General features: G+C 42.6%; 22 protein-coding genes. 14 read left to right on the top strand and 8 right to left on the bottom strand.

The genetic code is table 11. The annotated features are described in order from the left end of the window. Positions 1-154: 154 nt before the first annotated feature. Positions 155-328, bottom strand: coding sequence for a hypothetical protein (locus QYB97_RS03920; protein ID WP_301164623.1), 174 nt, complete (start codon positions 326-328; stop codon positions 155-157). 250 nt (positions 329-578) lie between these two features. Here QYB97_RS03920 and QYB97_RS03915 point away from each other — a divergent pair, with 250 nt between their 5' ends. Together QYB97_RS03915 and QYB97_RS03910 are read left to right on the top strand one after the other, a co-directional pair. Then, positions 579-1286, top strand: a complete 708-nt coding sequence (locus QYB97_RS03915) for a DNA alkylation repair protein (protein WP_301164622.1) — start codon at positions 579-581, stop codon at positions 1284-1286. A gap of 187 nt (positions 1287-1473) precedes the next feature. Then, a complete protein-coding gene (locus tag QYB97_RS03910; protein WP_301164621.1) occupies positions 1474-2943 on the top strand; it encodes an arylsulfotransferase family protein in 1470 nt (489 codons plus the stop codon). 100 nt (positions 2944-3043) lie between these two features. On the opposite strand, the gene QYB97_RS03905 is transcribed toward QYB97_RS03910, so the two are convergent. Continuing rightward, positions 3044-3289, bottom strand: a complete 246-nt coding sequence (locus tag QYB97_RS03905; RefSeq protein ID WP_301164620.1) for a hypothetical protein — start codon at positions 3287-3289, stop codon at positions 3044-3046. A gap of 150 nt (positions 3290-3439) precedes the next feature. Here QYB97_RS03905 and QYB97_RS03900 point away from each other — a divergent pair, with 150 nt between their 5' ends. From QYB97_RS03900 to QYB97_RS03885, 4 genes are all read left to right on the top strand, one after another. Next, the gene (locus QYB97_RS03900; RefSeq protein ID WP_301164619.1) at positions 3440-4471 is read left to right on the top strand and encodes a zinc-binding alcohol dehydrogenase family protein; all 1032 of its coding nucleotides are present in this window, start codon (positions 3440-3442) and stop codon (positions 4469-4471) included. A 120-nt stretch (positions 4472-4591) separates the two neighbouring features. After that, the gene (locus QYB97_RS03895) at positions 4592-5335 is read left to right on the top strand and encodes an SDR family NAD(P)-dependent oxidoreductase (protein ID WP_301164618.1); all 744 of its coding nucleotides are present in this window, start codon (positions 4592-4594) and stop codon (positions 5333-5335) included. Between the two features lie 82 nt (positions 5336-5417). Beyond that, positions 5418-6311: a cation diffusion facilitator family transporter gene (locus QYB97_RS03890; protein WP_301164617.1), complete on the top strand. Its 894-nt coding sequence runs from the start codon at positions 5418-5420 to the stop codon at positions 6309-6311. Beyond that, positions 6304-7839 carry an MDR family MFS transporter gene (locus QYB97_RS03885; protein WP_301164616.1) on the top strand — a complete coding sequence of 512 codons (1536 nt, stop codon included), beginning with the start codon at positions 6304-6306 and terminating at the stop codon, positions 7837-7839. Before QYB97_RS03890 ends, QYB97_RS03885 begins: the two co-directional genes overlap by 8 nt. Before the next feature lie 9 nt (positions 7840-7848). Here the strand turns inward: QYB97_RS03885 and QYB97_RS03880 are convergent, their stop codons facing one another. Next, on the bottom strand, positions 7849-8220 hold the full coding sequence (locus QYB97_RS03880; protein WP_301164615.1) for a VOC family protein: 372 nt from the start codon (positions 8218-8220) through the stop codon (positions 7849-7851). 127 nt (positions 8221-8347) lie between these two features. On the opposite strand from QYB97_RS03880, the gene ccpC reads away from it, so the two are divergent. The 5 genes from ccpC to QYB97_RS03855 all read left to right on the top strand — a co-directional run bounded on the left by ccpC (position 8348) and on the right by QYB97_RS03855 (position 12960). Beyond that, complete coding sequence (gene ccpC, locus QYB97_RS03875) at positions 8348-9208, top strand: transcriptional regulator CcpC (RefSeq protein ID WP_301164614.1); 861 nt, start codon at positions 8348-8350, stop codon at positions 9206-9208. 77 nt (positions 9209-9285) lie between these two features. Further along, the gene (gene dapD, locus QYB97_RS03870) at positions 9286-10002 is read left to right on the top strand and encodes a 2,3,4,5-tetrahydropyridine-2,6-dicarboxylate N-acetyltransferase (RefSeq protein ID WP_301164613.1); all 717 of its coding nucleotides are present in this window, start codon (positions 9286-9288) and stop codon (positions 10000-10002) included. Positions 10003-10027: 25 nt separating this feature from the next. Then, positions 10028-11152 carry an N-acetyldiaminopimelate deacetylase gene (locus QYB97_RS03865; RefSeq protein WP_301164612.1) on the top strand — a complete coding sequence of 375 codons (1125 nt, stop codon included), beginning with the start codon at positions 10028-10030 and terminating at the stop codon, positions 11150-11152. A gap of 107 nt (positions 11153-11259) precedes the next feature. Continuing rightward, positions 11260-11505 carry a YkuS family protein gene (locus tag QYB97_RS03860; RefSeq protein ID WP_301164611.1) on the top strand — a complete coding sequence of 82 codons (246 nt, stop codon included), beginning with the start codon at positions 11260-11262 and terminating at the stop codon, positions 11503-11505. Positions 11506-11655: 150 nt separating this feature from the next. Continuing rightward, on the top strand, positions 11656-12960 hold the full coding sequence (locus QYB97_RS03855; protein ID WP_301164918.1) for a hemolysin family protein: 1305 nt from the start codon (positions 11656-11658) through the stop codon (positions 12958-12960). 25 nt (positions 12961-12985) lie between these two features. Here the strand turns inward: QYB97_RS03855 and QYB97_RS03850 are convergent, their stop codons facing one another. Both QYB97_RS03850 and QYB97_RS03845 read right to left on the bottom strand, forming a co-directional pair. After that, positions 12986-13189: a ChaB family protein gene (locus QYB97_RS03850; RefSeq protein WP_301164610.1), complete on the bottom strand. Its 204-nt coding sequence runs from the start codon at positions 13187-13189 to the stop codon at positions 12986-12988. A gap of 66 nt (positions 13190-13255) precedes the next feature. Beyond that, positions 13256-14110 (bottom strand): mechanosensitive ion channel family protein, encoded by an 855-nt coding sequence (locus QYB97_RS03845; protein WP_301164609.1) that lies wholly within the window; start codon positions 14108-14110, stop codon positions 13256-13258. A gap of 241 nt (positions 14111-14351) precedes the next feature. Between QYB97_RS03845 and QYB97_RS03840 the strand changes: the two genes are divergently transcribed. Together QYB97_RS03840 and QYB97_RS03835 are read left to right on the top strand one after the other, a co-directional pair. Beyond that, positions 14352-14900: a peroxiredoxin gene (locus QYB97_RS03840; protein WP_090233068.1), complete on the top strand. Its 549-nt coding sequence runs from the start codon at positions 14352-14354 to the stop codon at positions 14898-14900. A gap of 141 nt (positions 14901-15041) precedes the next feature. Next, positions 15042-15716 carry a potassium channel family protein gene (locus QYB97_RS03835; RefSeq protein ID WP_301164608.1) on the top strand — a complete coding sequence of 225 codons (675 nt, stop codon included), beginning with the start codon at positions 15042-15044 and terminating at the stop codon, positions 15714-15716. A gap of 49 nt (positions 15717-15765) precedes the next feature. Here the strand turns inward: QYB97_RS03835 and rnjA are convergent, their stop codons facing one another. From rnjA to def, 3 genes are all read right to left on the bottom strand, one after another. Further along, complete coding sequence (gene rnjA / locus QYB97_RS03830; RefSeq protein WP_301164607.1) at positions 15766-17436, bottom strand: ribonuclease J1; 1671 nt, start codon at positions 17434-17436, stop codon at positions 15766-15768. A 3-nt stretch (positions 17437-17439) separates the two neighbouring features. Beyond that, positions 17440-17649 carry a DNA-dependent RNA polymerase subunit epsilon gene (locus tag QYB97_RS03825; RefSeq protein ID WP_301164606.1) on the bottom strand — a complete coding sequence of 70 codons (210 nt, stop codon included), beginning with the start codon at positions 17647-17649 and terminating at the stop codon, positions 17440-17442. A gap of 341 nt (positions 17650-17990) precedes the next feature. Continuing rightward, positions 17991-18545: a peptide deformylase gene (gene def / locus QYB97_RS03820; RefSeq protein ID WP_301164605.1), complete on the bottom strand. Its 555-nt coding sequence runs from the start codon at positions 18543-18545 to the stop codon at positions 17991-17993. A gap of 531 nt (positions 18546-19076) precedes the next feature. Between def and pdhA the strand changes: the two genes are divergently transcribed. After that, entirely contained in the window at positions 19077-20156 is a 1080-nt protein-coding gene (pdhA, locus tag QYB97_RS03815; protein WP_301164604.1) for a pyruvate dehydrogenase (acetyl-transferring) E1 component subunit alpha, read from the top strand.

Here is a 20156-nt window from a genome sequence, read left to right as displayed (position 1 = left end):
ACACCTTGTAGATCAAGGGTTGCAGGCTTTTTTGTTTATTAATCGCTCCTTCCCTCATTTGGGGGGAGGAGCGATTTAATAGCACCTTATTGAGCTTCTGCCTGGACAAAAAAATAAAGAAAAAAACCCTCCGTAAAGGGTTCTTAAATGTTTATTAAACGCCGGTGCGACGGTGTTGGTTGTTTGCCTTCTTCGTCTGCTGGCTCTTCATTTGCTTTGTTGACTTTACAGGGTTCGTTGAGAAATTTCCGTTGGCCTGCTGCTGTTTTTTTTCAGCCAGTCTTTGCTTAACTGCCTCTTGAAAGCTTAATTTTTTTTCAGATGACATCTGTTCATACCTCCTACTGCCCATCATTCTTAACCTTAATAATATCTTCTTATGGATGTTTTGTCTTCATATTTTTACAGAATCGATTTTTAAATAGGAGAATACAGTATTTATGCTACATAAAACCGGTCTTTTCAATAACATTTTATAAATCAAGGATTTCTGGAGAAAAGGAGCGATTGGCTTACATTTTCTTGCTGATTTGGTTACAATTATAGAAGGAAAACGATAAGGGAGGAAGTGCGACACGATGGATTTTAATACAGTTATGCAGGAACTAGAAGCCCTCGGTAAGGAACGAACTAAAAAAATGTACATATCCAATGGCGCACATGAGCCGCTTTTCGGTGTGGCTACAGGCGCTATGAAGCCAATCGCAAAGAAAATAAAGAGAAATCAACGTTTAGCTGAAGAGCTTTATGCTACAGGTAACTACGATGCAATGTATTTTGCAGGCATTATAGCGGACCCGGACGGCATGACTGAATCTGATTATGACCGTTGGCTGGAGGCTGCTTATTTTTATATGCTATCAGATTATGTAGTCGCAGTTACGTTATCTGAGTCAGATATTGCACAAGAGGTTGCTGATAAATGGATTTCAAGTGGTGAAGAACTAAAAATGTCTGCTGGCTGGAGTTGTTATTGCTGGCTTTTGGGAAGTCGCAAGGACCAAGCGTTTTCCGAAAGTAAAATTTCCAATATGCTTGATTTGGCAAAAAAATCAATTCATACTTCACCAGAAAGAACAAAGTCCGCTATGAATAACTTTCTGTACACCGTAGGAACTTCATATACGCCACTGTATGAAAAAGCTGTAGTGACTGCAAGGGAAGTGGGTATTGTAGAAGTCAAAAGGGACAAGAAAAAAAGCAGTTTTCTAAATGCGCAAGAAAGTATTCAAAAACAAGTAGAGAGAGGGAAGCTCGGTTTTAAACGAAGGTATGTCAGATGCTAAAAGTCCTAGCTAAAGTTAATTTAGTACCTTATCCAATGCAAAGTAATTTATTAAATCCCTTCGGTTCCTAAAAGGTAACCGGGGGATTTTTTCTTTTTACCTAAGATTGTATACCAAGAATATCATGTTATATGGATGAATATAACTTTTGGAAACTGCCTATTTCAGAAGAGGGGGTTACATATCAGTGAAAAATGAGGATGATTCACAGGTCTGGAACTTTGTATCTGAACCAAATCTGCATCCCATAAAGGTGAAGGTTAATGTGAATAAGAGGGGGACCCAACCAGGCTTGATATTCGTTGCTCCTTATACTGGGAACAGAGAGGAAACGATTGCTCAACCAGGATCATTGATCATGGATCAAGCAGGTAACCCGGTCTGGTTCAAACCACTTAAAAACCGTTTGATCCAAAATACCGACTTTAAAGTTCAATGCTATAAAGGAAAGCCTGTACTTACCATGTGGGAAGGATCGATTTCGGGTGTCCAGACTAATAATGCGAACCTTCCCGTCGGGGCTCCGGAGCCGGGAGCATTTTTTCAAATTATCAACCAGAAATATGAGGTGATAAAAACAGTCATTGCTCAAAAAGGATATACGGCTGATTTGCACGAGTTTAAGATTACTAAAAGAAATACAGCACTTTTTTTGGCAGTTAAACAAGTACCTGCAGATTTATCTCCATTTGGTGGGCCGGGAAACGGGTTTATCGACAATTACTCGATCCAGGAGGTGGATCTTAAAACCGGTGAGCTTGTTTTCTTTTGGAATGTTCTGGACCACCTGAATCCCGCAGATTCCATGCTTCCTGCATCTACTGCATTCGTTAATAATAATATATGGGATTGTTTCCATATAAATTCAATTGAAGAAGGGCCGGATAATACGCTGCTCATTAACATGCGCAACATGTGGGCAGTCTACCATATTGACAAAAATACAGGTGACATTCTATGGCAGCTTGGCGGAAAACAATCAGACTTTATTCTGGGACCACACGCTTCCTTTTCCTGGCAGCATGATGCAAGGTTTAGAGGAAGAAACCGAATCAGTTTATTTGATAATGAATGCTGCGCTACTCCGACTTCACCACCGGAAGGGCGGGCACGCGGTTTACTGCTGCAGCTTGACTTTAAATCAATGAAAGCAGTTGTAGACCGGACATACTACCATGACCCTCCACTTATTGTTGGAAGTCAGGGGAATATGCAGCAACTGCCGAACTGCAACCAGTTTATCGGTTGGGGACAAGAGCCATATCTTTCTGAATTTCGCAAAGCTGGAAATACATTAAAAAATCCTTCGAAAAATTTAATATATGATATGCAGTATCCCGATCAGTATGAGTCATACAGGGCTTTCAAAAGTAATTGGAAAGGGAGACCAGGTTATCCGCCGAGTCTGACAGTGGTTCCATTAAGTAAGAAGACTGCTGAAGTCTATGCTTCATGGAATGGCTCGACTGAAACTGCAGCTTGGCAGGTGCTGGCGGGCTCTTCTATAAACAAATTGAAAATTGCTGGTGCCCAGGCCCCTCGTTCGGGATTTGAAACGAAGATAAAAGTAAATGCTTCAGGCCCTTATTATCAAGTGAAAGCGCTGGACGCTTGTGGTAAAATTATTGGAATTTCTCAAACTATCTTTGTAAAATGACGGGAATAAAATGATCTTGTAGAACTAACAAAAAAAGGACACCACATCGGCGTCCTTTTTTAATATTAAATTCCTGTAATGGATAACGAATAATAATGTATTATTCGGCTCGGCCCTCAAGCAACCAGTTTTGAGTAGGGTTCTTTTCCACCTTATTCACGTCACAGCATTTGAATTTTACAAGACTGCCGTCAGAAATTGCTGCAATTACAATACCTGTAGCGGAATCATATTGTCTGAAGGTTACTTGAACGGATGTACCATGTAAATGAATACGCACCACATTTCCAGGTTTTAGACGCTTGAATTTCAAGCAAACCTGAGAATGTTTAGAGGGGAACTTCATTTGCCAACCACCTTTATTTTTTTAAAACTTGTACATAACATAGCTTATGCGTCTCGTCCAAAGTTGGTTTGGACGGGCTGCGAATTTGGGATTTATGTTTTTCCCTGGCCTGTTCGGGTAACGTAACAATAATAGAAAGGATGGATGTTAATGAGCGGAAAAATGAAAGCAGTAGGGTTGTATAAATACCTGCCGATCAGTGATCCAGAGAGTCTGGTAGATGTTGAAATTGAAAAGCCTGTACCAGGGGAAAAGGACCTTCTCGTAAATGTAAAAGCGATTTCTGTAAACCCTGTTGATACAAAAGTGAGGGGTCCAAAAGAGGGCATGGAAAAGGAACCCAAAATTCTCGGCTGGGATGTTTCAGGAATTGTAGCCGGATCAGGATCTGAAGTAACGATGTTTAAAGAGGGTGACGAAGTCTATTATGCCGGTACCATTGCAAGGCCGGGAGGAAACAGTGACTATCATCTCGTAGATGAACGGATTGTCGCCCATAAACCGAAAACACTCAGCCACGAGGAAGCGGCAGCCATGCCTCTCACAAGTCTTACAGCCTGGGAAGGGTTATTTGACCGATTAGGAGTTTCTCTGGCGCCTGATGAAAATAAAGGGAAATCAATTCTAATCATTGGTGCTGCAGGAGGAGTCGGATCGATTGCCCTTCAGCTTGCAAAATGGGCGGGATTAACGGTGATTGGCACAGCATCACGGCCGGAAACAAAGGAATGGGCGAAAGAACATGGTGCTGACTATACGATCAGCCACTATGAGGACTTTTTGCCGCAGCTTAAGCAGAAAGGTCTAACTGAAGCGGATTATATTTTCTGTTTGAACAGCACGGATGAGCACTGGGAAAAAATGATGGAAGCCATTGCTCCCCAGGGTAAAATTTGTTCCATCGTTGAAACGTCAACCCCTTTGGATATCAGTTTATTGCAGCAAAAAAGTATTACGTTTGTTATGGAATTTATGTTTACCCGTTCTCTTTTTGAAACGGATGATATGATCAAACAGCATGAGATTCTGACAGAAATGGGGAAAATGTTTGATGATAGGATCCTCACCTCTACATTAACGGAGACCTTAGCGCCGTTTAATGCAGAAACCTTAAGAAAGGCGCATTCCAGGCTGGAATCAGGCAAAACGATTGGAAAAGTGGTGGTTAGCCATAATAAATAATTGGTCATCAAAACAGCAGCATACTTACCTGCTGTTTTTTTGAATCATCCTTGTTATTGTTATAGAACTTAAGGGAATATTTTAAAATCTAATCAATGGAAAAAAGGAGATGGTCTACATATGTTTGAAAACAAGGTTGTTATTGTTACAGGTGCAGGACAAGGAATTGGAAGGCAAATTGCAATTGATTACGCAAATGCCGGTGCCCGCGTTGTTATCGCAGATGTGAAGGAGGCGGAAGCGGCCGAAACACTGAAAGAGATCACTTCAGCAAAGGGAAAGGCCGAATTTATCGCAACTGATGTCCGCAAACCTGAGGATATCGTTTCATTATTGGAGAGGACACAATCCCTTTTTGGACCCGTTGATATTTTGATTAACAATGCCGGGAAAGGCATCTGGAAATCGCCCCTCGAACTGAGCGTTGAAGAATGGGATGACGTCATACAAACGAATCTCCGCAGCGTTTTCTTATGTTCAAGAGAGGCTGCAAAGCAAATGAAAGAAAACGGAGGAGGATCGATTGTAAATATTGCATCGACTCGTGCTTCCATGTCAGAACCAGACAGTGAAGCATATGCTGCCACAAAAGGAGGCATTGTCGCTTTAACCCATGCGCTTGCCGCTTCCTTAAGTGAAGAGGGAATTGCCGTAAATTCCATTAGTCCGGGCTGGATTGAAACCAAGGACTACGAAGGCCTGCGCAATGTTGATCATGAGCAGCACTGGTCAAAGAGAGTCGGAACCGTTTCTGACGTATCAAGAGCCTGCCTGTATTTAACGGATCCTGAGAATAATTTCATCAATGGTGAAAATCTTGTCATCGATGGGGGGATGACCCGAAAGATGATCTATCATCACTAATGCTCCGGATCAGGGATGCATTCCGGCAAGTTTAGACATCCTAACTTTAAATGCAAGAGAACGGGTTAAGGGAGCGTAAGACATGACAGAGCAGAAAGCGCAGGCAAAAGTGGAGAGAGGCGTTTACCTTAGTTTGGCAGCTTATATTATGTTGTCCTTTCTAAAACTGGGAGTAGGATGGGTTTATTCTTCTGAAGCCCTTGTAGCAGACGGCTTAAATAACTCAACAGATATTTTGGCCTCTTTGGCTGTTCTGATCGGATTGAAAATCTCGAAAAAACCTGCGGACCGCGACCATCCATATGGCCATCTCAGGGCGGAAACCATTGCATCCATGATTGCTTCTTTTATAATGGTAGTAATTGGACTTGAGGTGCTGATTTCCGCCATCAAGAGCATCGTGGCGTTTGAAATTGAGTCGCCATCCATGATTGCAGGTGTTACAGCTATCTTCTCTGCCTTGATTATGCTGGCAGTCTATAAGTACAATATAAAGCTTGCCCGCCAAACGGACAGTCAGGGTTTAAAAGCGGCCGCTCTTGATAATCGCTCGGATGCGTTTGTGAGCATAGGTGCTGCTGTGGGTATCTTTGGAGCGCAGTTCGGTGTGATATGGCTGGATCCGCTGGCCGCAGTCCTGGTTGCCATCATGATCATCAAAACCGGATGGGATATCTTTTACGAAACTTCCCATAACCTCTCGGATGGATTTGATTATGAAGAGGGAAAGAAGATGGAAAAGCAGATCCTGAATGTGAAAGGGGTAAAACAAGTCAGGGATTTAAAAGCCAGAAAGCATGGGAATTCTGTTATTCTTGATGTGACCATTCATGTTCATCCTGATTTAAACGTAATAGAAAGCCATGCGATTACGGAACAGCTTGAAAACGAACTGAAGAATAAATATAAAGTAGAAAGTATTTCTGTTCATGTGGAGCCGCATGAGATACGAAAAGAGGTTGAGACAAATGAATAAGAGTTTCCAAAGGAAAGAACAGGCGGAGGCAGAGAGGGAAGAACAGCGGACAAAGCGGCCCTATGTTCTCGCTTCGGTAATCATTGCCATGTTTATGGCAGCTATTGAAGGAACGATTGTTTCTACAGCCATGCCGGGTATTGTGGGGGATTTGGGCGGATTTGCTTTATACAGCTGGGTGTTTTCCGCTTATTTGCTCATGCAGGCTGTTACTATTCTTATTTATGGAAAGTTATCCGATTTATACGGCCGTAAGCCGGTTTTTACGATTGGCATTATCATTTTTTTAATAGGATCCGTTATGTGCGGTCTCGCGGGATCCATGAAGCAGCTGATTATCTACCGCTTGATTCAGGGTCTTGGGGCGGGGGCTGTACAGCCGATTGCTACCACAATAGTAGGGGACATGTACACAATTGAAGAGCGGGCGAAAATACAGGGCTACCTTGCAAGCGTCTGGGGAATTTCAGCGATCGTTGGTCCGTTGCTCGGAGGTTTTTTTGTTACATACTCCCATTGGTCTCTGGTGTTCTGGATTAATGTTCCGCTTGGTATTCTAGCAATGGCAGGTGTTTGGAAGTTCCTTCATGAGAACGTGGAGCGGAAAAAAGTACATATTGATTACCTCGGTTCGTTCCTTGTTTTGTTTGGGGTAAGTGCGCTGATGGTTCTTCTTATACAAGGGGGTACCGCGTGGCCGTGGAATTCATGGGAATCCTATGTTCTAGGGGTGGGTTCGGTACTTATCCTATTCGGTTTCTTCAGGCATGAATCAAGGTTTCCGGAACCTTTGATGCCCATCTCGTTATGGAACAACCGACTGATCTCGCTTTCAAATGCCGCTTCGTTAACAAACGGCGCCATATTGATCGGGCTTTCCAGTTTCCTTCCCACCTATATTCAGGGAGTAATGGAACAGCCGCCAGTTGTGGCTGGTTTTACCCTTACAGCTATGTCGGTCGGTTGGCCCATTTGTTCAACGATTGCCGGAAAACTGCTTTTGAAAATAGGTTTCAGGCCAGTAGCGGTTGCCGGCGGCTTTGCCTTGCTCCTTGGTTCGCTGGTGTTCATCTTCATGGACCCTTCGAAAGGCCCCGTTTGGGCGGGGACAGGTTCCTTTCTTATTGGCTGCGGCATGGGGCTGACGAATACTACTTATATTGTGGCTATTCAAAATACAGTGGATTGGAAAACAAGAGGAATTGCCACGGCCTCCAATATGTTTATGAGAATCGTCGGGAGCGCCCTCGGAGCCGCGGTTCTCGGAGGCATTTTGAACACAAGACTAAACACGTATTTTAACCGTCAGGGCAATGAAAATGAGAAGGTTTCACTCGATGCGGCCAACATTTTGCTCGATGAAGAAAAACGGAGCCGATTGAGCAGCTCTGTGCTGGAGCTTCTGCAGAATGGCCTTTCGTTTTCACTGGCAGATGTATATAAAGGTGTTCTAATCCTTTCGTTTTTAAGCTTGCTGTTTTCGATCTTGCTTCCCAAGCCTGAAATTTCAAAATCAAAAAGCCGGTAATCTCCTTGGTTAGGTCGTTCTCTCAAGAAATTCAATGCGGTTTCCGAAAGGATCCCGAAAAGAAAATCTTGATAAACCTGGAATTTCGGTTTCGTCTTTTACAGTTATTCCTTGGGAAAGAAGATGTTTTTTTACAGAATCAAGCTGGGCCACTTCAAATGCGGGGTGGCTTTTTCCTTTTTGGAGGGGAATGTTCTCGATCCCAAGATGCAGTTCCTGCTTTCCCGCTTGATACCATAATCCGCCGTTTGGCTTTAAATTGTCTGGTTTCTCAATCTCCTGAAATCCAAGAATAATCGAAAAGAAGGATCTTGCTTTGTCTTCGGCTCCCGGGGGTATGCAAAGCTGTACATGGTGGACTCCCTTTACATTTACTTTCATGGTTATCATCCCTTTCCGCTAGATGCACCTCTACTTTTATCTTAAATATTTCGTGCAAAGATGAAAAATAGAATATAATAGGTTAGACTGATAAGTTTTGCTTATGATTACCAAAAGGGGGAGCAGCATGCAGCTATCCGAATTTAAAATCCTTCAAGTGCTCGCTCAGGAATTAAATATGAGAAAAGCATCCGAGCGTCTGTATGTGTCCCAGCCTGCACTCAGCCAGCGCCTGCAGAGCATTGAAAACAGCTGGGGCAGTAAAATTTTTCTCCGCTCTCAAAAAGGGCTGGCAATCACTGCAGCAGGAGAAAAAATTATTGCCCATGTCAATGAGACGCTAAAAGAGGAAGATCGTGTTCGGGAGGAACTTCAATCTCTTTCAAAAGAAGTGTTTGGCACACTCCGGCTTGCCGTGGCGTCCATCATAGGGCAGTACTGGCTTCCGAACACACTTAAAAAATATGTAAGCCTGTATCCGCAGGTCAATATCTCGCTCATTACGGGCTGGAGCAGCGAAATCATCAAGCATCTGTATGAAGACCAGATTCATATCGGGATCGTCAGAGGAAATCCGGAATGGCGGGGGGAAAAAATCCACTTGTTTTCAGACAGTCTGTATCTCGTGGATACGGATATTTCTTCTATTGAAGAACTGCAGAAAACAGAGAAGCCTTTCATTCAATTTAAGAGCCACTCCACGTATTATCAGGATATTCAGGAGTGGTGGCAGGACCACTTTTCCATCCCGCCGAAAAAAACCATCATCGTTGATCAGATAGAAACGTGTAAACAGATGGCCCTTCACGGAATCGGATATGCCATCCTGCCTTCTATCTCCTTACGTGAAGCAGATGCTTTTCATCAGGTTCCCCTGCATAATAAAAATGGCGAGCAGATGAAGCGGGATACGTGGATGATCTGTCATGGTGCTTCACTTGAACTGAAACAGGTAGAGGCTTTTGTGAAATTAGTGAAGGAAGATTAAACAGCAATTTGGTTTGAATGTTGGATGAATTAGTGGTTTAATACAATACAGAACGTATTAAAGGAGGAGCACACACCATGAAAATGATGGATGCAAATGAAATTATTTCTTTTATTAGTAACAGTACTAAATCAACACCAGTAAAAGTATATGTCAAAGGGGATCTTGAGGGGCTCCAATTCGGTGAAAATACCCAGTCGTTTATCAATGGGAATACCGGGGTGCTTTTTGGTGAGTGGAAAGAACTTCAGGAAGTGCTGAAGAGCAACGAAAGCAAAATTGAAGATTTCGTGGTGGAGAATGACCGCCGCAATTCAGCTATTCCTTTACTGGATATGAAAAATATTAATGCCCGTATCGAGCCGGGTGCGATTATCCGTGACCAGGTGGAAATCGGAAACAACGCGGTTATTATGATGGGAGCATCCATTAACATCGGTTCAGTTATCGGCGAAGGAACAATGATCGACATGAACGTGGTTCTCGGAGGACGTGCAACGGTAGGAAAGAACTGTCATATCGGAGCAGGCTCCGTGTTGGCTGGTGTAATTGAACCCCCATCTGCAAAACCTGTAGTTGTGGAAGATGATGTAGTGGTTGGAGCCAACGCAGTCATTCTTGAAGGCGTTACAGTAGGACAAGGAGCTGTAGTTGCTGCAGGTGCCATTGTTATTGAAGACGTCCCTCCACATACAGTTGTAGCCGGAACTCCTGCACGTGTAATTAAAGAAATCGATGAAAAAACAAAATCCAAAACAGAAATTAAGCAAGAATTGCGTAGACTGAACGACTAAGTTGATTGGACAGGAATGATATAGAATGGAAGCGCAACGTTTCATTGACATCAGAAGGCAGCTTCACCAAATTCCTGAACCTGGTTTTATGGAATTCAAAACGCAGCAGTTTATTCTTGATTTCATAAACCAGCTGCCGCAAGAGCGTCTGAGTGTGAAAAAATGGAGGACCGGCCTAATTGTTAAAGTCACAGGCAACGATCCCACCAAAACAATTGCCTACCGCACGGATATGGACGGATTGCCGATCAAGGAAGAAACAACCTATGAATTTCCTTCTATCCACGAAGGATTTATGCACGCCTGTGGACATGACCTCCATATGTCCGTCGCATTGGGGCTGCTGGATTATTTCGTTTATCATCCCGTGAAGGATCATTTATTGTTTGTGTTTCAGCCGGCAGAAGAAGGGCCGGGCGGAGCACTTCCTTTGCTTCAAAGTGAAGAGTTCCAGTCGGAAAAACCGGATATAATCCTAGGGCTGCACATTGCACCCGAGCACCCGGTTGGCACAATTGCTGTCAAAGAAGGGCTTTTGTTCGCCAACACATCCGAGCTTTTTGTTGACATTAAAGGAAAGGGCGGACATGCTGCCTATCCTCATCTTGCCAATGACATGGTTGTGGCGGCCAGCCATCTGGTGACTCAGCTTCAGTCCATTGTGGCACGGAACATTGATCCTCTTGATTCAGCTGTTGTGACGGTTGGTAAAATTACGGGGGGCACAAAGCAAAATATTATCGCGGAAACTGCCCGATTGGAAGGGACCATACGCACTCTTTCCTCTGACTCCATGAAAAAGGTCAAGGGGAGGATTGAATCCCTTGTGAAGGGGCTGGAGACGTCTTTTGATTGCCAGGCAGAGATTGATTATGGCGCCAATTATTATCAGGTGTACAATCATGAAGAACTGACGAGGGAATTCATTGCTTTTCTTGAACGGGAAAAAACAGCAGAAGTATATCACTGTAAAGAGGCCATGACTGGAGAAGACTTTGGCTATTTTCTAAAGGAAATTCCAGGTTTTATGTTTTGGCTTGGTGCAGACAGCGGGTTCGGTCTCCACCATTCCATGATCGAGCCGAAAGAAGAAGCCATTCCTGTGGCTCTCCGTACGCTTGTTTCCTATATCGAGTGGAAAGCAAATTGAAATTAAAAAACAAAGGGCTGCTCAAAAACGAGCAGCCCTTTTTTCATTGGGCGCGAATAAGTCGCCAGTCCATAGGAAAAATTAAAAATGCTAAGGAGGTGGAAATAATGGCAAGAATTGGTGTGGAGGAATCCTTAACTAATGTTTCCGATGCTTTAAAAGCTAAAGGATATGATGTGGTTGTGCTTCGCCAGGAAAATGATGCAAACGGCTGTGATTGCTGTGTGGTCACTGGTCAGGATGAAAATGTGATGGGTATGCAAAATGCAGTGGTGCAGGGTTCGGTCATCAACGCAGACGGTATGAGTGCTGACGATGTTTGTCAGGCTGTACAAAGCAAGCTTCAGCAATAAAAAAAGGGAGGGGAACAGCGATATAGCTGTTCCCTCCTCATTTGTCTTTGTTTATCTGCTAGGTGGAGAGGGTAATCTTTATTATCTTTAACCTTATTTTTCGGCAGGAGGTGACCTTCCTTGATCGCTCAAGTGATCAGGGATAACCACATGGCATTATTCAATATCATCATTATTATCGTCCTAATATTAATAACGGCATTCTTCGTGGCTACTGAATTTGCCATTGTAAAAGTCCGTGCAACCCGAATAGATTTTCTGGCAGAACAGGGAAACGGCAATGCAAAAGCGGTTAAAAAGATTCTGGGTAATATCGATGGTTATCTTTCTTCGACACAGCTCGGCATTACGATAACATCACTGGCATTGGGCGGAATGGGAGAACCTACAGTGGAAACGCTGCTTCATCCCGTTTTTCAGCATGTGGACCTGCCGCAGCAACTAATCAATACCATCTCATTTATCATTGCCTTCACTGTAATTACCTATTTTGAAGTGGTACTCGGCGAATTGGCTCCAAAGTCATTTGCGATCAGAAAGTCTGAAGCTATTGCGCTGGCAGTAGCCCGGCCTTTGATTGCCTTCAGCGTTATCATGTTTCCGTTCATCTTTGTTTTAAACCGTTCCGCTGCCGTCCTAACCAGATTGATGGGACTGAAGCGCGGGGAAGAGCATGAAATGGCCCACAATGAAGAGGAACTGCGCCACCTCTTATCAGAAAGCTTTGAGGGCGGCGAAATCAATCAATCCGAATACCGTTATGTCAATCGAATCTTTGAATTTGATGACAGACTGGCCAAGGAAATTATGGTACCCCGTACAGAGATTGTCTGTTTATATAAGGAAAACAGCTTTTGGGAGAACCTTAATATCATGAGAGGGGAAAAGTTTACGCGATATCCGGTTGCCGTGGAGGATAAAGACCATATCATCGGCTTGGTGAATATAAAGGAATTCTTTAATGAACATGTAACCAATGAAGAAGAAGAGCTGGAACGATACATAAGGCCAATTATCTCTGTTCATGAGTCGTTTCCTATCCAAAAACTGCTGGTTAAAATGCAAAAGGACCGGGTTCATATGGCGGTATTAATGGATGAATACGGCGGAACGTCAGGTATTGTAACGGTTGAGGACATTATCGAAGAAATCGTCGGTGAAATCCGCGATGAGTTTGATGAGGATGAAGAACCGAGAATCAAAAAAGTAAATGATCAAGTGACTATTCTCGAAGGTAAGGTTCTCATCTCCGAAGTCAATGAAATGTTCCATCTGGATCTTGATGATTCTGATCTTGATACAATCGGCGGCTGGTTTTTAAGCCAGGGAATTGATGTGGACCTCAATAAAGAGGTGAATCATGAAGGATATACCTTTAAAGTAATCGAAATGGATGGGCATCAAATCAAGAAATTAAAAGTGATTAAAAGAGAAAAGGAAGAGGCAGCAACATGATACGACATGTTGCTGCCTCATTTTTTTACTCTTCTTTTTTTACCCATTCATCGTTATCGTTTTTTTCGTACTTCTTTTTCACTGCACTCCATGCAACCTTGAAAGCCGTTTCTTCTTCTTTGTATTCGTCAGAAGCGGAATTGAAGGCTTCTTTAAAAATTTCCTGTGCGTGATGCGGAAGATTGTCTTTTACAGAGTCTGGGAGTTCTTTAATGGAATCATAAGGCATGATACGAAACCTCCTGTTTTTTTGTGGGATATATCTATCAAAATACCCCAAGGACAGTTACCGTAATCATTCGGTGTCAGGCTTGCCTGACGTATTTTCTTCTTCTGGCTGTGGCAGCTGGATTCCTGCTTCATTAAACCTTTGTTGAAGACGGTCCTTAATTTTTTGCTCCATGCTCCATTGCTTTAGGTTTTCGGTTCTTGCAAGAATGCGCAATACTGTCAGCCCGGTTTCTTCTTCAATCACCGGAAGAACATTCGGACCTTCAAGAATTGCTGGTTCCTCCTGCTGAAGCACGATACTTTCTTCTTTAATGATTCTCAATGCTTCTTCGACTTGTGGGGTGGTCGGGATTTTAAAATCAACCAAAGCCCTCATATTGCCTCTGGAATGGTTGCTGACACTTGTGATTAACCGGTTGGGTATATAATGCAGAGTGCCATCAAAGCCCCGTACTTTGGTTGTCCTAAGTTCCACATCCTCGACTATTCCGTTAAATGTTCCGGTAGTGATATAGTCGCCAACATCAATTTGCTTTTCAAGGAGAATAAAGAATCCTGTAACAATATCACTGACAAGTCCTTGTGCTCCGAAGCCTATCGCAAGTCCTACGATCCCTGCGCCTGCAAGCAATCCCCGAATATCGATGTTAAACAATCCAAACACAGCCACAAAGGCCATAAAGATAAGGGCATATGTATAGATACTGATCACAAGGGTCTCTAAGGTTTTTGCCCTGAAATTGGACATGCTTTTTCGATGCGTCATCCGTTCGAAGGCAGTTCGAATAACTTTCTTTCCAATGTTGCGGACTGCTATATAAATGATATAAATAGCGAGAAGCTTTAATAATAAAATACCGGAGCTGATTGCAAGTGCGCCCCAGTCTATTTCTGTGAATTTCTTGTAATCATCCTGCATTGAAAAAAATTCCTCCTTCTGTTTTTAACATGCTTAGTATGCATAACAGTATAACCGAGTAAACCGCGCAATCCAATTATTTCACTTCTTTAGATTAACTTGTTATGATATGGGGGAAAGTAAATATGGTTATGCTTATAAGCCCTTATTTAAATTAATTATTATTTAATATTGACTAAAAAGTAAGGGTCGATTATAATTAAGTAGAAGCAATAACATAATTAGTTGGAGGGATTTTAACATGGCAGAACGCATGGTAGCAAAACAAGCTCCTCGCTTTGAAATGGACGCTGTATTGCCAAACAAAGAATTTGGCAAGGTAAGTCTTGAAGAAAACATGAAGAATGACAAATGGACTGTACTATTCTTCTATCCAATGGACTTCACATTCGTATGTCCTACTGAAATCACTTCTTTGAGCGATCGTTTTGACGAGTTCGAAGATTTAGATGCAGAAGTAATTGGTGTTTCTACAGACACTATTCATACGCACAAAGCGTGGATCAATACTCCTCGTGACTCAAATGGTCTTGGTGACCTTAACTATGCACTAGCTGCAGACACAAACCATGTTGTAGCACGTGATTATGGCGTATTGATTGAAGAAGAAGGGGTTGCCCTTCGCGGACTGTTCATTATTTCTCCTGAAGGTGAACTAATGTATGCCGTAGTTAATCACAACAACATTGGCCGTGATGTGGATGAGACATTGCGTGTCCTTCAAGCTCTTCAAACTGGCGGACTTTGCCCGGCAAACTGGAAGCCAGGACAAGAAACACTTAACGTTTAATACCTGTTTTTCGGAAGATGGCCAAGATAAAATCTTGGCCATCTTTTTTTATTCTCATTGCATTGAGAATGATAGTTTTGTGATGAGGAGACAATGTGATATGCTAAAAAAAATAGTACATAATATGCTGGAGGAATAAATGTGGCAAAACGACAGGGAAAACGTCAGTATGCGGTAATCGGGCTGGGCCGGTTTGGCGGAGGGGTTGTCAAGGCATTAATCGAGCAGGGGATGGAAGTGCTTGGAATCGATATGGATGAAGAAAGGGTAAATGAGTATTCTTCCATTGCTACTCATGCCGTGGTTGCGGACTCAACCGATGAGGGTGTACTCAAAAGCCTGGGAGTTCGTAACTTTGAGCATGTCATTGTAGCGATTGGAGAAAACCTCCAATCCAGTATCCTGACTACACTCATTCTTAAAGATATGGGTATCGATAAAATTACGGTGAAAGCACAAAATGATTATCATGAGCGGGTGTTATTGAAGATTGGTGCGGATCGCATTATTCACCCCGAACGTGATATGGGTATCCGAATTGCCCACCAGGTGGTTTCAAAAAGTGTTCTTGATTATCTGGAATTATCGGATGAATACAGTATTGTGGAGATGGTGGCCGGAAACAAGATGGACGGCAAATCCCTGTTGGAAATGGATATCCGGGCAAAATATGGCTGCAATGTGGTGGCAGTTAAAAGGGACAATGAAGTTATAGTTTCTCCACACGCTAACCAGCCTGTTAAAGAGGGGGATATCTTGATTGTCATTGGTGCAGAAAAGGATGTTAACCGGCTCGAGGATAATCTGATGGCGTAATAAGCACAAAAAAAGCATGAGAGGAATTTTCCTCTCATGCTTTTTCTGTTTAGATTTCCATAATAATCGGAAGGATCATCGGACGTCTTCTCGTTTTTTCGTAAAGGAATGGAGAAAGCACGTCGGTGATTTCATTTTTAATTTCAGACCATTGCCTTGTTCGTTTTTCTTCCATAAGACTGTTCAAGTGCTGATTCAATAGGTTTTGGGCATCATTGATCAGATCTCCGGATTCTCTCATGTAGACAAATCCTCTGGAAATGATATCCGGACCGGCTTCAATTTTAAATTCCTTCATATTCAGACTGACCACAACCACGACCAATCCTTCTTCAGAAAGAATCTTGCGGTCTCTGAGAACGATGTTACCAATATCTCCAATACCGCTTCCGTCTACATAAACGGATCCAGAAGGAATTTTTCCTGCGACGGATGCCTCGTTGCTGGACAGGGCCAAAACTTCGCCATTATCCATGGTAAAACAATTCTCAGGCAGAACATCACAAGATATGGCGTGCTGAATGTGCGTCTTTAACATTCTGTATTCTCCATGAATAGGGAGAAAGTATTTTGGTTTCATTAACCGGAGCATCAGCTTCTGTTCTTGCTGGCCTCCATGTCCGGAGGTATGAATATCATTGAGAGACCCATGAATCACTTCAGCACCGGCGCGGAACAGCTGGTTAATGATCTTGTTTACGCTTAATGCATTTCCCGGGATAGGAGAAGAAGAGAATACGACCGTGTCTCCAGGTATAATTTGAATTTGACGGTGAGTTCCGTTAGCAATTCTGGAAAGTGCGGCCATAGGCTCTCCCTGGCTTCCTGTACAAAGAATCGTGACTTGGTTATCGGGCAGCCTGTTAATCTGTGAAGACTCGATAAAGGTGCCTTTTGGAGCCTTTATGAATCCCAGTTCCTGACCAATAGTAATGGCAGAGTCCATGCTTCGTCCAAAGACAGCGATCTTTCGATTGTTTTGCACAGAAGCTTCCACTACTTGTTGCAGGCGGTAAATATTCGATGCAAACGTTGCAAAAATCACCCGGCCGTTAACTTTTCGGAAAATATCATTAATGCTGTCACCTACACGTCGCTCGGACAGAGTGAAACCGGGAACTTCCGCATTGGTACTGTCAGAAAGCAGACACAAGACCCCTTCTTTTCCGATCTCGGCCATTTTTGTTAAATCTGCAGGTTCTCCAACCGGCGTGAAATCAAATTTGAAGTCGCCGGTATGTACAATATTGCCGGGTGGTGTTTTCACCACTACACCTAGCGATTCCGGTATGCTGTGGGTAGTTCGGAAAAACGAAACAGATGTTTTCCTGAATTTAATCACTTGGTCCTCGTTAATTTCGTAAAGCTTTGCCCGCCTTAAAAGCCCATGTTCTTCAAGTTTGTTTTTAATCAGCGCAATGGCAAGCTTTCCCCCATAAATCGGAATATTAACCTGTCGAAGCAAGTAGGGGATGCCTCCAATATGGTCTTCATGGCCATGGGTAATGAAGAGCCCTTTGATCTTGTCTTCATTTTTAACCAGATACGTATAGTCTGGAATTACGTAGTCAATGCCAAGCAGCTCGTCTTCCGGAAATTTAATTCCTGCGTCGATGAGGATGATTTCGTCCTGGAATTGAACACCATATGTATTCTTTCCAATCTCACCCATGCCGCCGAGGGCAAAGACTGCAGTTTGATGGTTTTTAACAAATTTCATAAATTATCTTTTCTCCACTTCAAAAGAGTCTGATTGTTGTTCATATTTTAAGAATTTCCCTTTTATCTCTTGAACAAACTCAATATTAAAGTTTGAATCCGCAAGACTTTTTCGAACTTCCTCAATGGAGGTGGACTCCATATATAGAGTTTTGGTGTTTTCGCGAATAGGTACCTCGTTTTTGTTTTCCTGATAATAAACTTTAAAAATCATCTTTTCGTCTCCTTACCGTGCTAGTATTAACAATATCTTCGTTCTATTATAAATGATATAGGTGGGTTTTTCATGTTTTTTTCATTATTTGCACGATGTGAGGCGGAAATACAGGCTTTTTTATTATTTATTGAATGCAAAATCCCCGTTTTTGGGGAGTGAGGCATGGGTATTCGTGAAAAAGTTTTTTTAATCTGTTAATGATTCGGCGTTTTCTTTTCATAACGTATAACCGTCCTTTTTTTCAATAGTTGGTTATAGTATGCCGCCTGCTTTTTTTAGGTTGCGAGGAAAATAGTGGAATAGATAAATAAAATCCCCGTCTCAAGGACGGGGATTTATCATGCGCGGTTTAGGATCACTGCGGAAGGGGGTGTAAAAGGGTTCTCTTTATCAATTCGGTCATAGAACATGATGCCGTCGAGATGGTCAATCTCATGCTGGAACACTATGGCAGGCATGCCTTTTAATTTTATATCCACTTGTTCTCCTTTTATTGTAGTTCCCCTGACTGTAACTTTCGCATAGCGCGGAACATACCCGGGAACATCACGGTCAACTGACAGGCAGCCTTCTCCTCCTTCGAGATACGTTACTTTTACAGAGTGGCTTACAATTTTAGGATTGAAAAGGGCATAACTGTATAACTCCCCCTGCTCATCTTCAGTATGAACCGCGATGATTCGTTTGGGAATTCCGATTTGCGGGCATGCGAGTCCTACGCCTGGCCGAAGGTTGTATTTTTGGGCCAGTTCGGGGTTTTGACTGTTTTTTAAGAACTCAAGCATCTCATTGGCAATTTGAATATCCTCTTGCTGAGGAGGAAGTTCAACGTTTGTTGCCCTCTCGCGAAGAATTGGATTTCCTTCCCGGACAATATTTTTCATGGTTAGCATAGGATTTCCTCCCATTATTATGATTTCTTTATTCATATGACAATCGCTTTTTCTGTATTCTACCATATTTATGAGCCCAAAACGCTAGAAAAAGAAGGCGGGATTCCGGGTTTCCTGAAAAAAACACATTTTGAAACAGATGGATACAGATAGTAATACAGCGGTTTATATAAAAGGTGTAACAGCTATAATGCAGTAAAAAACAAATCAATAACTTATTGGTATTAAACAATTGACGGTCAATATATGAAGGTGTAAACTAATGATGTGTTCAAGATGATTGTATTACTTTAGATTCAAAAAAATAGTAATACAGTTTATGAAAGCCCTTATATAAAGGAAGGGTGCACAAGTTCAATGTTTACCGCCGGTCAATTAGGGAAACAGCAATAATGATTTGTGCATCGGGGCCATTGGAGGCTTTTTTATAAACCATGTCATGTATACGGTAAATATTGGGCAATCTAATAGAAGCGCCTATTACATACATGGCGGATAACATTGGTGTAAGGAAGGATGAGGTGAAGGTTAATGAGTTTGATTGAACAGGTTGAAAAACAATTTGAAACCTTTCAAATCTTATCAGAAGACGGGAAAGTAGTTAATGAATCTGCTATGCCTGAACTTTCAGATGAAGAATTACAGGAATTAATGACACGTATGGTATATACGCGCATTTGGGACCAAAGAGCAATTTCCCTAAACCGTCAGGGACGTTTAGGATTTTATGCGCCGGTTGCAGGTCAAGAGGCTTCCATGCTTGGCTCTCAATATGCGCTGGATAAAGAAGACTGGATTCTTCCAGGGTATCGTGATATCCCGCAAATCGTGTTCCACGGTTTACCGCTATATCAAGCTTTCTTGTATTCCCGCGGACATTTTAGCGGCGGACAAATTCCGGAAGGCGTAAATGTTCTTATGCCGCAAATCATTATCGGTGCACAGATTATTCAAGCTGCCGGTGTTGGAGTGGGTCTTAAGAAAAAGGGCAAAAAGAATGTCGCTATTACTTACACAGGTGACGGCGGCGCTTCACAAGGTGACTTCTATGAAGGACTTAACTTTGCCGGAGCATACAATGCACAGACTATTTTTGTCGTGCAGAACAACCGGTTTGCAATTTCTGTTCCTGTAGAAAAACAATCCGCGGCTAAAACGATTGCTCAAAAAGCGGTTGCTGCAGGTATTGAAGGAATCCAGGTTGACGGAATGGACGTACTCGCAGTGTATTCTGCGGTTAAGCAGGCACGTGAACGTGCATTGAATGGTGACGGCCCAACATTGATTGAAACCCTTACTTATCGTTATGGCCCGCACACTATGGCAGGAGACGATCCTACACGTTACCGTACAGAAGACCTTGACAGCGAATGGACGAAGAAAGATCCGCTTGTTCGTTTCCGTACGTTCCTTGAAGGAAAAGGACTATGGTCTGAAGAGCAAGAGAATAAAGTAATTGATCAGGCAAAGGAAGACATTAAAGCTGCCATCAAAAAAGCTGACGGTGCTCCAAAACAGAAAGTAACAGATTTGATCGGCTTTATGTTTGAAGAACTTCCTCACAATCTTAAAGAGCAACTTGAAGAATACAAAGCAAAGGAGTCGAAATAA

Origin of the sequence: Fictibacillus fluitans, from assembly GCF_030418125.1 — a bacterium.
In the GTDB taxonomy this organism is placed as follows: Bacteria; Bacillota; Bacilli; order Bacillales; family Fictibacillaceae; genus Fictibacillus_C; species Fictibacillus_C fluitans.
This window is presented reverse-complemented; position numbering and strand designations above follow the sequence as displayed.

Excerpts from the sequence above, each read along its gene's own strand:
- QYB97_RS03860 (WP_301164611.1), top strand. The coding sequence starts at position 11,260 with ATGGCAAGAATTGGTGTGGAGGAATCCTTAACTAATGTTTCCGATGCT.
- QYB97_RS03825 (WP_301164606.1), bottom strand. The coding sequence starts at position 17,649 with ATGATTTTTAAAGTTTATTATCAGGAAAACAAAAACGAGGTACCTATT.
- ccpC (WP_301164614.1), top strand. The coding sequence starts at position 8,348 with ATGCAGCTATCCGAATTTAAAATCCTTCAAGTGCTCGCTCAGGAATTA.
- QYB97_RS03885 (WP_301164616.1), top strand. The coding sequence starts at position 6,304 with ATGAATAAGAGTTTCCAAAGGAAAGAACAGGCGGAGGCAGAGAGGGAA.
- QYB97_RS03865 (WP_301164612.1), top strand. The coding sequence starts at position 10,028 with ATGGAAGCGCAACGTTTCATTGACATCAGAAGGCAGCTTCACCAAATT.
- QYB97_RS03840 (WP_090233068.1), top strand. The coding sequence starts at position 14,352 with ATGGCAGAACGCATGGTAGCAAAACAAGCTCCTCGCTTTGAAATGGAC.
- QYB97_RS03855 (WP_301164918.1), top strand. The coding sequence starts at position 11,656 with ATGGCATTATTCAATATCATCATTATTATCGTCCTAATATTAATAACG.
- QYB97_RS03920 (WP_301164623.1), bottom strand. The coding sequence starts at position 328 with ATGTCATCTGAAAAAAAATTAAGCTTTCAAGAGGCAGTTAAGCAAAGA.
- QYB97_RS03880 (WP_301164615.1), bottom strand. The coding sequence starts at position 8,220 with ATGAAAGTAAATGTAAAGGGAGTCCACCATGTACAGCTTTGCATACCC.
- QYB97_RS03900 (WP_301164619.1), top strand. The coding sequence starts at position 3,440 with ATGAGCGGAAAAATGAAAGCAGTAGGGTTGTATAAATACCTGCCGATC.
- QYB97_RS03845 (WP_301164609.1), bottom strand. The coding sequence starts at position 14,110 with ATGCAGGATGATTACAAGAAATTCACAGAAATAGACTGGGGCGCACTT.
- rnjA (WP_301164607.1), bottom strand. The coding sequence starts at position 17,436 with ATGAAATTTGTTAAAAACCATCAAACTGCAGTCTTTGCCCTCGGCGGC.
- QYB97_RS03890 (WP_301164617.1), top strand. The coding sequence starts at position 5,418 with ATGACAGAGCAGAAAGCGCAGGCAAAAGTGGAGAGAGGCGTTTACCTT.
- QYB97_RS03895 (WP_301164618.1), top strand. The coding sequence starts at position 4,592 with ATGTTTGAAAACAAGGTTGTTATTGTTACAGGTGCAGGACAAGGAATT.
- pdhA (WP_301164604.1), top strand. The coding sequence starts at position 19,077 with ATGAGTTTGATTGAACAGGTTGAAAAACAATTTGAAACCTTTCAAATC.
- def (WP_301164605.1), bottom strand. The coding sequence starts at position 18,545 with ATGCTAACCATGAAAAATATTGTCCGGGAAGGAAATCCAATTCTTCGC.
- dapD (WP_301164613.1), top strand. The coding sequence starts at position 9,286 with ATGAAAATGATGGATGCAAATGAAATTATTTCTTTTATTAGTAACAGT.
- QYB97_RS03905 (WP_301164620.1), bottom strand. The coding sequence starts at position 3,289 with ATGAAGTTCCCCTCTAAACATTCTCAGGTTTGCTTGAAATTCAAGCGT.
- QYB97_RS03850 (WP_301164610.1), bottom strand. The coding sequence starts at position 13,189 with ATGCCTTATGATTCCATTAAAGAACTCCCAGACTCTGTAAAAGACAAT.
- QYB97_RS03915 (WP_301164622.1), top strand. The coding sequence starts at position 579 with ATGGATTTTAATACAGTTATGCAGGAACTAGAAGCCCTCGGTAAGGAA.